At 72.5% G+C, this 10052-nt stretch carries 5 protein-coding genes and 14 pseudogenes; 5 read left to right on the top strand and 14 right to left on the bottom strand.

The features are described from left to right. The 8 genes and pseudogenes from UK94_RS29085 to UK94_RS69345 form a co-directional block, all read right to left on the bottom strand. Positions 1 to 308, bottom strand: a pseudogene (locus UK94_RS29085) (ATP-dependent Clp protease proteolytic subunit); the annotation flags it as partial. Between the two features lies 1 nt (position 309). Beyond that, positions 310 to 462: pseudogene (clpP, locus tag UK94_RS69365) on the bottom strand (ATP-dependent Clp protease proteolytic subunit); the annotation flags it as partial. Next, on the bottom strand, positions 459 to 1169 hold the full coding sequence (locus UK94_RS29080; protein ID WP_041939476.1) for an ATP-dependent Clp protease proteolytic subunit: 711 nt from the start codon (positions 1167 to 1169) through the stop codon (positions 459 to 461). The gene UK94_RS29080 and the pseudogene clpP, both read right to left, overlap by 4 nt. Positions 1170 to 1393: 224 nt before the next feature. Beyond that, positions 1394 to 1857 (bottom strand): annotated as a pseudogene (locus tag UK94_RS29075) (MerR family DNA-binding protein); the annotation flags it as partial. A gap of 1 nt (position 1858) precedes the next feature. After that, positions 1859 to 1951, bottom strand: a pseudogene (locus UK94_RS69360) (MerR family transcriptional regulator); the annotation flags it as partial. Between the two features lie 380 nt (positions 1952 to 2331). After that, positions 2332 to 2514 (bottom strand): annotated as a pseudogene (locus UK94_RS69355) (MerR family transcriptional regulator); the annotation flags it as partial. A 1-nt stretch (position 2515) separates the two neighbouring features. Then, positions 2516 to 2679, bottom strand: a pseudogene (locus tag UK94_RS69350) (MerR family transcriptional regulator); the annotation flags it as partial. A 1-nt stretch (position 2680) separates the two neighbouring features. Then, positions 2681 to 2766 (bottom strand): annotated as a pseudogene (locus UK94_RS69345) (MerR family transcriptional regulator); the annotation flags it as partial. Positions 2767 to 3165: 399 nt separating this feature from the next. On the opposite strand from UK94_RS69345, the gene mce reads away from it, so the two are divergent. Both mce and UK94_RS29060 read left to right on the top strand, forming a co-directional pair. Beyond that, complete coding sequence (mce, locus tag UK94_RS29065) at positions 3166 to 3591, top strand: methylmalonyl-CoA epimerase (protein ID WP_011605401.1); 426 nt, start codon at positions 3166 to 3168, stop codon at positions 3589 to 3591. A 64-nt stretch (positions 3592 to 3655) separates the two neighbouring features. Beyond that, a complete protein-coding gene (locus tag UK94_RS29060; protein WP_011605402.1) occupies positions 3656 to 4315 on the top strand; it encodes an NAD(P)H-binding protein in 660 nt (219 codons plus the stop codon). 185 nt (positions 4316 to 4500) lie between these two features. Here UK94_RS29060 and UK94_RS69340 read toward each other — a convergent pair. The 6 genes and pseudogenes from UK94_RS69340 to UK94_RS69320 form a co-directional block, all read right to left on the bottom strand. Then, positions 4501 to 4790: pseudogene (locus UK94_RS69340) on the bottom strand (LppP/LprE family lipoprotein); the annotation flags it as partial. Position 4791: 1 nt separating this feature from the next. After that, positions 4792 to 4857, bottom strand: a pseudogene (locus tag UK94_RS75360) (LppP/LprE family lipoprotein); the annotation flags it as partial. Between the two features lie 365 nt (positions 4858 to 5222). Continuing rightward, positions 5223 to 6261 (bottom strand): annotated as a pseudogene (locus UK94_RS69335) (aldehyde dehydrogenase family protein); the annotation flags it as partial. A gap of 1 nt (position 6262) precedes the next feature. Next, the coding region (locus UK94_RS69330) for an aldehyde dehydrogenase family protein (protein WP_235490491.1) at positions 6263 to 6833 on the bottom strand (571 nt) is incomplete at its 3' end. A 149-nt stretch (positions 6834 to 6982) separates the two neighbouring features. Further along, positions 6983 to 7785, bottom strand: a pseudogene (locus UK94_RS29045) (thiamine pyrophosphate-dependent enzyme); the annotation flags it as partial. Positions 7786 to 7823: 38 nt separating this feature from the next. Beyond that, positions 7824 to 8080, bottom strand: a pseudogene (locus UK94_RS69320) (thiamine pyrophosphate-dependent dehydrogenase E1 component subunit alpha); the annotation flags it as partial. Positions 8081 to 8634: 554 nt separating this feature from the next. On the opposite strand from UK94_RS69320, the gene UK94_RS29040 reads away from it, so the two are divergent. The 3 genes and pseudogenes from UK94_RS29040 to UK94_RS69310 form a co-directional block, all read left to right on the top strand. Next, positions 8635 to 9084, top strand: a complete 450-nt coding sequence (locus tag UK94_RS29040; protein ID WP_235490467.1) for a hypothetical protein — start codon at positions 8635 to 8637, stop codon at positions 9082 to 9084. A gap of 393 nt (positions 9085 to 9477) precedes the next feature. After that, positions 9478 to 9605 (top strand): annotated as a pseudogene (locus tag UK94_RS69315) (RtcB family protein); the annotation flags it as partial. Between the two features lies 1 nt (position 9606). After that, positions 9607 to 10052: pseudogene (locus UK94_RS69310) on the top strand (RtcB family protein); the annotation flags it as partial.

The raw sequence follows: 10052 nt of genomic DNA, 5'->3' as shown, positions 1-10052 counted from the left end.
GATCTCCAGGTCGCTGGACTGGCCCTCCCCCTGCGCCGACGGCTGGTGGATCAGGATGCGGCTGTGGGCCAGGGCGAAGCGCTTGCCCGGCGTCCCCGCCGCCAGCAGCACCGCCGCCGCCGACGCCGCCTGCCCCATGCAGATCGTCGAGATGTCCGGCCGCACGAACTGCATCGTGTCGTAGATCGCCGTCAACGACGTGAACGACCCACCCGGCGAGTTGATGTAGATCGAGATGTCCCGGTCCGGATCCTCCGACTCCAGGAACAGCAACTGCGCCATCACGTCGTTCGCCGACACATCGTCGANCTGCACGCCGAGGAAGACGATCCGCTCCTTGAGCAGCTTCGAGTACGGGTCCATCGAGTACTCGCCGCGCGACGTCCGCTCCACGATGTTGGGCAGGACATGGCGGGCGGACGGCGCGCCGCCGCCCGCGTGGATCGGCCGGGCGGCGGTCATCGGGCGCTCCCCGCCGGGCCGAAGCCGGTGCGGCCGGCCGCGCGGCGCGGGCCGATCCCGGCACCGCCGACGCCGCTGGGCACCTGGTCGGCCCGTTCGACGACGTGGTCGACCAGCCCGTAGTCGCGGGCCTCCTCGGCGGTGAACCACCGGTCGCGGTCGGAGTCGGCCTCGATCTGCTCGACGGTCTGGCCGCTGTGGAAGGCGATGCGCTGCTGCAGCGTCCGCTTCGTGTACAGCATCTGCTCGGCCTGGATGGAGATGTCCGCGGCCGTGCCGCCGATGCCCCCGTGCGGCTGGTGCATCATGATCCGGGCGTGCGGGAGGGCGTACCGCTTGCCGGCGGCACCGGCGCAGAGCAGGAACTGGCCCATCGAACCGGCGAAGCCGAGAGCGACGGTGGCCACGTCGTTGCCGACGTACTGCATCGTGTCGTAGATCGCCATGCCGGCGCTCACCGAACCGCCCGGCGAGTTGATGTAGAGGTGGATGTCCGAGGTCGGATCCTCCGCGGCCAGCAGCAGCAGCTTCGCGCTGATCGCGTTGGCGACGGCGTCCTCCACCACGGCGCCGAGGAAGACGATGCGGTTCTCCAGCAGGCGACCGAACACCTGGTCGTCGCCGGTGGCGGCGCCGCCGGCCTGGGCGGCCGGGCCTCGGGCCCGGCCAATGCCGGGCCCCGCGTGCGCCGTCGATGTTTCGATCATGAGACGTGTCCTCCCGCCGGCCGGGTCGGGACTCGTCGCGCACGACGAGAAGCCGGCCCTTCCAGGGTCACCGGAAAAGCCGCCGCCGGACCGGCGGTCTGCCTGCGGCAGATCTGCTCCTGGCAGACAGGCCTCAGTGCGGCCCGCACCACGGCCGCCGCATCCCTCACCCAACGTCCCGGGCCGGGCCGGGCCAGCGCCCCGCGCTGACAGCGGCCAGCGCGTCAGCGGTCGTCGCCGCCGAGCGGGTCGTCGAGGAAGTCGAGGAACGAATCGTCGAGGTCCGGCCGACCGCCGGCGAGTCCCGGGGCCGGACCACTGCGATCGGATCCGTCCGCGTCGCCGTCGGTCCGCAGGGACCGGGCCGTGTCGTCCCGCAGACCGATCATGAAGTCCTCGGCGAGGCGGACCTGCTCCTGCAGCGAGGCGAGCTTCTCCTCGGCCAGGGTGACCCAGGTCTGCAGCCGGTCGTGCAGCTCGGCGCGAAGCTGCGGAGGAAGCCCCGGCTGCGCCATCCGCTCACGCAGAGTGAGCAGCGAACGCATCTCCTCCACCGTGAAACCCAGGGGCTTCATCTTCTTGATCAGAAAGAATCGATCGAGGGCATCGTCGTCATAGAGCGGAAAACCGCCCTCCGAGCGGCCCACGGCGACGAGGAGGCCAGCCTCCTCGTAGAACCGGGCGGTACNCAGGGACAAGGTCACCAGGGTGGCGACGTCACCGATCTCGTAGCGCCCGTCGCGGGCGTCGGCGGAAGACCTGGCGCTGCTGGTTGTGGACAATTCAACCCTTATCAGGTGAGCTTGGCGGCTGGTGTTCAGATATCTAGCGTCTACGCGTGGGCAATCCGCGGCTACACACAAGCGGTAAAGATCTGGTAATCCCTGCCCCACCGTGCGTCCCCGCCGAGGCCGGCTCCCCGAGGCCCCGCGCGCGATCTTCCGTAGCCGAGACCGGGGCGGGGCCGCGGCGAGNGTCGGCACACCGTCCGCACCCGTCGGATCCAGCGCCAGCCGGAGTGCACCGGACCCCGCTCCGTCACATTGTGTAGCCGGAAGATCCGGCGGGCCGATGTGCCCCACCGACCTACCGTAGCCGCTGACCTCGCACTACACGCCCAGGCGCGGCCGGCCGCCGAACCGGAGGGACGCCTAGCGCTGGGTCACGCTGATCTGTCGGCGTCGCCGTGCAGGCCGATGACGAAGTCCTCGGCGACGCCGGCCTGCTGGCGCAGGGTGGCGAGCTTCTCCTCGGCCAGCACGACCCAGGTGCGCAGCAACTCGCGCAGCTCGGCCCGACGGGCGTCGGAGATCTTCGGGTCGGACAGCTCGTCACGGACGGACAGNAGCGAGCGCATCTCCTCGAGCGTGAATCCGAGGGATTTCATCTTCTTGATGACCAACAGCCGGTCGACGGCCTCGTCGCCGTAAAGGCGGAAACCGCCCGGCGTACGGCCGGCGGTCGTGAGCAGCCCGGCCTCCTCGTAGTACCGGACCGTGCGCAACGAGAGNCCGACCCGCTCGGCCACCTCACCTATCTGATACGTGGTTCCGCGGGCCGCACGGAGCGCGGATGGATCGCGACGCGTCGTGGACAAGGTGACCCTCACGTTAGTGGCTCGACGCCGGGAGCAAGGCTGATAACAGACGACTCTACGACGTTCCGGACAGCGGGCCGATACGGGTCGCTTCGGCCCACCGCGCACCGCCGGACGATCCTCCGTGCACCGGTGCGGATGGTGCGTCCACGCCGACGCCGCCGACCGGGTGGGCGATCGCGGACCCACCGCGACCGTCATCACCTGCGCCACCTGCCCGGCAACGGTCGACGCGGGGATCGCGAACGGNCAGGCTCTTCCTCGGGCCGAGCTCTGCGGCGGGGTGGAGCTCTGCGGCGGGGCCGAGCTCCGCCGCGAGGCCGAGCCCGGACGCCGCCCGTCTCGGGCACCATTATCGGCATGATCCGGCCACCGGGCCGGCGGAGCAGGGAGAGCGTTGTGCTGACCAGGATCGACCATGTCGGGATCGCGGTGGTTTCACTGGCCGAGGCGATTCCGCGCTACGAGGAGGCGTTCGGCCTCAAGGTCGTGCACCAGGAGGACAACGACCGCCAGGGTGTGCGCGAAGCGATGCTGCTGGTGCACAGCGGCGAGGTCGGCAACTCCTACGTCCAGCTCCTCGAGCCGCTGCGCGAGGACAGCCCGGTGGGTAAGTTCCTGGCCAAGCGGGGCCCCGGCATCCACCACATCGCCTACGGCGTCGCCGACATCGACAGCGCCCTGGCCGCCCTGACCACCACCGGCTTCGACCTGGTCAACAAGACGCCGGTACACGGCACCGCTGGCAGCCGGATCGCCTTCGTCCATCCCAAGGGGCTCGGCGGGGTGCTCACCGAGCTGGTCGAGGCCGCCGAGGGCCACTGAGCGCCATCGAGGCCAACGAGGCCACCGAAGGGCCGCGGAGCCGAACAGCTGGAAGGAGTAGCGGGTGCGGATCGTGATCGCGGGGGCCCACGGCCGGATTGCCCGGGCGCTGAGCCGCCGGCTGCGCGCGCGGGACGCGACGGTGATCGGGCTGATCCGCAATCCCGACCATCGCGGCGACGTGCGTGCGGCGGGCGCCGAGCCCGTCCTCGCCGACCTGGAGTCGATCGACGCCGCGGCGTTGGCGAGCCACGTGCGCGGCGCGGACGCCGTCGTCTTCGCGGCCGGCGCGGGACCGGGCAGTGGCGCGGCCCGCAAGGACACCGTCGACCGCGCCGCGGCGGTGCTGCTCGCCGACGCGGCGCGGCTCGCCGGGGTCCGTCGCTACCTGCTGGTCTCCTCGGTCGGGGTCGACGGGCCGCCGCCGGCGGGCACGGACGCGGTCTTCGCGGCCTACCTGCGGGCCAAGGCGGCGGCCGAGGAGACGATCCGCGGCCGCGATCTGGACTGGACCATCGTCCGCCCGGGCCGGCTCACCGACGACGAGCCGACCGGCCGGGTGCACCTCGCCGCCGGGGTGGACCGCGGGGAGATCCCCCGCGAGGACGTGGCCGCCGTGCTCGCCGCCCTGCTCACCGCCCCCGGCACCGCCGGGATCACCGCCGGGCTGGTCAGTGGCGAGACGCCCGTGGCACAGGCGGTCGCGCAGCTTTCCTCCGCCTGACCCGCACCACGCCGGGAGCGGGTGCCGGCACCGCCGTGCGGCGGAAGTAGCCGCTTCCTTCCTTGTCTCCTGCCTCCTTCCTCCTTCTTCCTTCCTTGCCCTTCCAGAGGGTCTCCTGTCCGATTCGTCCCTCCGGAAGGGCAAGGAGGCCGGGGCTGGTGGTCCGCGGTGCCGGAGCACGGCGGTCAGCGGCGGCCTGCCGGGGCGGCGAAGGCGGCGCTCGGGATCGGGTCGAGCGGTGTCACCGAGGAGCCGTTCCACTGGTAACGGACGGTTGCTCCGCCTGCGGTCGGGCAGCACATCGGATCACCAGGCTTGTACAGGTCGTACTGCAGGGCCACCACCCGGTCGGTGGACCAGATCCAGCGAATCGTCGCGCTCGACTGCGGCGAGTCGTAGCCGATGAACGTCCCGCGGTGGAAGAAGAACGCCCGCTGCGGGTGCCCGTCCGCGGAGGTCGAGAGCAGCCCGACGANCACGCTGAGGTCACTGTTCTGGTCGAAGCCGCCCAGCGAGATCGGGGTGTACCCGGCGGCGCGCACGACCGAGGACGCCTTGGCCACGCTGAGCGCGGGTGCTCCNACCGCACTCGGCGCGGCCGAGGCGCTNCCNGCCATTCCGCCTACCAGAACGAGTACACCGATCATCACTGAAACGGCAAGTCCGCGACGTAGAGTCATGAGACCCCCCAGGTTCCGTGTTGACCCGACCACGCTAGATGCCCTCTTCGACGGCCGCCGCCCCGGCAGGGTCTATGGGCGTAATGTCGCCCGGTTCGATCGCAATCGCCTGGCACTTGCTGCGCGGGTTGTCGCGGGTCGGGGGGCTACGGGTCGCCAGCCGCGAAGCGCGCGGGTCGGGGGGCTACAGGGCCTCGGAGCGCGGGTCTCGGGGCGCGGGTCTCGGGTCAGCGGCTGAGGCGGGCGGACGGGCCGCGGCCGTGGCGGCGGCCCGCGACCCAGCTGACCGCGGCCAGCAGCCCGGGCGTGCGCTGGAAGCTGGTCAGCGTCGTGCCCGGCAGCGGTAGGCGCAGCGTGGCCACCGAGCGGGGGCGGGCGAACTCGCGCAGCCCCTCGGCGCCGTGCACCCGGCCGAAGCCACTCTCCCCGCTGCCACCGAAGGGCAGGGCGGGAATCCCGGCGAAGGCGAGCACGGCGTTGACAGACACCATGCCGGCGTCGAGTCGGCGGGCGATCTCGTCGCCGTGGCGACGGGAGAACACCGTCGCGCCCAGGGCGTACGGGGTGCCGTTGGCCAGAGCGACGGCCTCGTCGACGTCGGCGACGGTGCGGACGGTGACGACGGGACCGAAGGTCTCCTCCTGCACGGCGGGGCTGTCCTCGGGGACGTCGACGAGGACGATCGGGGCGATGAACGTCTCGCCCACCGCGTCGACGCCGCCGAGCAGGGCCGTCGCCCCGCGGGCCAGCGCGTCGCCGACGTGGCGGCGCACGACGGCGGCCTGGCCGGGCATCGTCATCGGCCCGTAGGAGGCGTCGGGACCGCCGCCCGGGCGCACCGTGGCCAGCGCCCGGCGGACCTCGGCGAGGAACTGCTCGGCGACGGCCGCGGTGACGTAGATCCGCTCGACGCCGGCGCAGGTCTGCCCGGCGTTCGCCATCGCCCCCCAGACGGCCGCCCGGGCGGCGGCGACCACGTCGGCGTCGTCGGCGACGATGCACGGATCCTTGCCGCCGCACTCCAGGATGACCGGGGTCAGCGACTGCGCGCAGGTCGCCATGACCGCGCGGCCGCTGGCCGCGGAGCCGGTGAAGGCGATCTTGTCGACGCCCGCGGCGCAGAGCGCGGCGCCGGTGTCGGCGAACCCGGTCACCACGCCCAGCACGCCGGCGGGGGCGGCCGGGTTCGCCGCGGCGAAGGCCTGCGCCAGCCAGCTGCCCAGCGCCGGGGTGTACTCGCTGGGCTTGAACACCACCGGGTTGCCGNCGGCGAGGGCGTAGGCGATCGAGCCGACCGGGGTCAGCAGCGGGTAGTTCCACGGGCCGATCACCCCGACGACCCCGAGCGGGCGGTACTCCACCCGGGCGGTGTGGTTGGCCAGGAACGGACCGGGCAGGACCCGGCGCGTGCGCAGCACCCGCCCGGCGTGACGGGCCGCCCAGCGGATGTGCTCCAGGGTGAGCAGCAGCTCGATGCGGGCGTCCGCGGTGGTCTTGCCGTTCTCCGCGTGCAGCAGCTCGACGAGCTCCCGGTCGTGGCGGGCGAGGTGAGCCGCCCAGCGCAGCAGGTGGTCGCGGCGCCCCGCGGCGCCGAGCCCGGCCCACCAGGGGGCCGCCGCGCGGGCCGCCGCCACCGCGGCCGAGACCCGCCGCGGGGAGGACATCGGGAAGCGGCCGACGACCGCGCCGGTGACCGGATTCGTCGAGGCGAACGTCGACTCCGAAGCACTCCCGGCCTCGGCGGCCGGACCAGCCGCGACGGCTGCGGACGCACCGACGCCCAGGACCACGGCGTCCAGAACGGTCGGGGTGCTGCCCACGGCCGGCTGGTCGGGCACGTGCGCCGCCTCCGCCTCGTGGCCGACCACCTCAGCCGGCGAGGTCGACGCAGACTGTCGCACCGCACGCCCCCCGGTGGTCGTCACGGACCTTCCCTGCCGGGAAACCCCTCCGGACCAAGCATAGGTCGCCCGCGGGCCGAGGTCGACTACAGGAAGGAGTCGCGGTAGGCGGTGAACCACTCCCGCTGGGCCCGCTGGTCGGCCGTCTCGTCCGCGCTGACGTTGCCGAACATGGTCACCGGGGCCGGCGGGTCCATGGCGAGGCAGGCGCGGCGCAGGTCCCCGGCGGCGTCGTCGGCGTGCTCGCGAACCTCGTCGAACCAGCCGGCGCTCACCTCGGCGGCCAGCAGCAGCCGCAGTCGCTCGATGGGGTCCCGCGCCCGCCAGACGGCGAGCTCCTCGGCGGGCTGGTACCGGGTCGCGTCGTCCGACGTGGTGTGCGGCGCCATCCGGTAGGTGTTGGCCTCGATGAGCACCGGACCGCCGCCGCCGCGGGCGTGCTCGAGCGCCCAGGTGGTGACGGCGTGCATGGCGAGCACGTCGTTGCCGTCGACGCGCACACCGGGGAAGCCGAACCCGTCGGCGCGCCGGGCCAGCTGCATCGTCGACTGCCGCCGGGTCGGAGTGGAGATCGCCCACTGGTTGTTCTGGCAGAGGAACACCACCGGGGCGCCGAAGCTCGCCGCCCACACGAACGCCTCGTTGGCGTCGCCCTGGCTCATCGCGCCGTCACCGAGGTAGACCAGCACGGCGCCGTCGCGGTCCGGATCGCCGGTGCCGACCGCGCCGTCGAGCACCATGCCCATGCCGTAGCCGACGGCATGCAGGGTCTGCGAGGCGAGAACGATCGTGTAGTTGGCCATGTTGTGCTCCGCCGTGTCCCAGCCGTCGTGGCTCACCCCGCGCAGCAGGCGGATGACCTCGGCGGCCGGCACCCCACGGTGCCAGGNGACGGCGTGCTCGCGGTAGCTGGGGAAGATGAAGTCNCGCGGCCTGACCGCCGCCGCGGAACCGACCTGCGCCGCCTCCTGCCCACGCAGCGGAATCCAGAGCACCAGCTCACCCTGCCGTTGCAGGGCCGTGGCCTCCTCGTCCAGACGGCGTGCCAGCACCATCGACGAGTAGAACTCCCGGCACAGGTCGTGGTCGGCGAGGACGGCGAAGCGGGGGTCGGTGACCCGGGTGCCGTCCGGCGCGAGCAGCCGGACGCCGGAGTCGGCCGGCTCCGGCGGTGGCGACGGCACCGCCGCAGGCGCGGCGGCGGCCGCCGCTTCCGGTGGCCGGGCGGGCCGCGCCGGCCGCTCCGCGGTCAGCCCCGGCCCGCGTACGACATTCATACCGAGTACCTCATCCCCACCGGAAGATCGCAGGACGTCCTACGATCGGAGACCATCGAAAAAAGACCGGTATACCGGTAAGAGAGTACGCGGTCCGGGTTGGACGAGAACGCCGGATCCCCTTGTTCATTCACGTTGTACTCCTACCCAGCCGGCCGCCCGGGATTCCAAGGACGTCCTACGATCGGAAACCATCGAGAGGGAAACGGTCACAGTTGTGAACTCGCTCGAAACTCGAGTGGCCGTTACGTCGCCCGCAGGTAAGGAGCACATTTCGGCCGCAGCCCGAGCTCCTCCCGCCGGCGGTCCACCAAGGGCCGTCCNACCAGTCGGAAAGAGGACCGGCGGTCGGCCTGATCGGCGCGTCGGATCGGACCGACGGACGCCCGGCACACGGTGTTCGCCGGCCCACACCGGCGCACAATGGCCCCATGGCTGGCAGGACGGGACGTGTCCGTGTGGTGTTGGAACGGTCCGGCGGGCTGCTGGGGCGGCCGGTACGGCGGGGGCTCGACAGCGCCGATCTGCCCGAGCCGGAAGCCGCCCAGCTGTGCGCGCTGGTGCGAGGTGCGGTCCCACCGGGCCAGGCACCAGCCCGGCGGGCCGGGGGGGCAGAGGGGGCAGCGCCGCGGGGCGGGCCGACCGGCAGCGGGCGGGGCGGGGGCGCGGACCGCTTTGTCTACACCCTGGAGGTCGACTACACCCCCGAGATCGACCACGCCCACGACATCGACCACGCCCCCGACATCGACCACGCCCCCGACGTCGAGCACCCGCCGCGGGTCGGCCAGCAGGGCGAACGCGTCGTGCGGACCTTCTCCGAGCCGGTCCCCGAGGACCTGCGGCCGCTGCTGGCCCTGCTGCGGACCGCCCCCCTGCTTCCGGCCGGTGGCCGCGACACGCCACGCTGACCCGCCGATCCCACCGGACGGAAGCCCGCCCCCGGGAGGAGGGAAATTCATTCGCCGGACGGCCGTGTACCGGGCATCCTGAGCAGGCAGAGCGGAAACGACCTCGAGTCGGGCTACCGGACCAGGCCGACACCTTCACTGAAGGCGGCGACAAAGGCGCGACAGGACTGGACAGGACAGGACTGGCATGAATGCGCAGAGCATGGGCTTCCGTGGCCGGCGTAATGCGCGCGCCGACTATTCCGGCAGCGGGCAGGACATCGTGATACCGGCGCGACGCCCTGGTGCCGGGGCGCCCACCAGAATTCCGGGCGACCGGGATGAACGCATTCGTTCGGCCGGACGTGAACAGCATGGACCCACCCCCGTCGAGACGAGAGGAGGAACCACCCGATGAGCCCCGTCGCGACGCTCGGCGCAGCGGCGCATCCGATCTGGCTGTGGACCCGGCCCGAGGAGGTCGAGAGCGCCGCGCTGGACCAGCTTCGCAACGTCGCGTCCCTGCCCTACATCCATCACCANGTCGCGGTGATGCCCGACGTGCACCTCGGTTACGGCGCCACGGTCGGCTCCGTCATCGCCCTGCGTGACGCCGTCTCCCCCGCCGCCGTCGGGGTCGACATCGGCTGCGGGATGGCCGCGGCGCGGACCAATCTCACCGCGGCCGACCTGCCCGACGACCTCGGTCCGCTGCGGGCCGCGCTGGAGGCGGCCGTCCCGGTCGGGATGACCAGCCACCGGGAGCCGACCGCGCGGGCCCGGCGCCAGGACGACCTGTGGAGCACGTTCGGCGCGCTGCACCCGCGCGTGGCCGGGCGGCTGGCGAGGGCCATGAACCAGCTCGGCACCCTCGGCTCGGGCAACCACTTCCTCGAGGTGTGCCTGGACACCGACGACGCAGTCTGGATCATGCTGCACTCCGGTTCGCGCAACGTCGGCAAGGAGCTCGCCGAGGGCCACATCCGCGT

Origin of the sequence: Frankia sp. AvcI1, assembly GCF_001420875.1 — a bacterium.
GTDB lineage: Bacteria > Actinomycetota > Actinomycetes > Frankiales > Frankiaceae > Frankia > Frankia alni.
Note: the sequence above shows the minus strand (reverse complement) of the source record. Positions and strands in the feature narration are given on the sequence as shown.

What these genes read in the sequence shown, in the direction of transcription:
- UK94_RS29080 (WP_041939476.1), bottom strand. Translation starts at nt 1,169, where the DNA reads ATGATCGAAACATCGACGGCGCACGCGGGGCCCGGCATTGGCCGGGCC.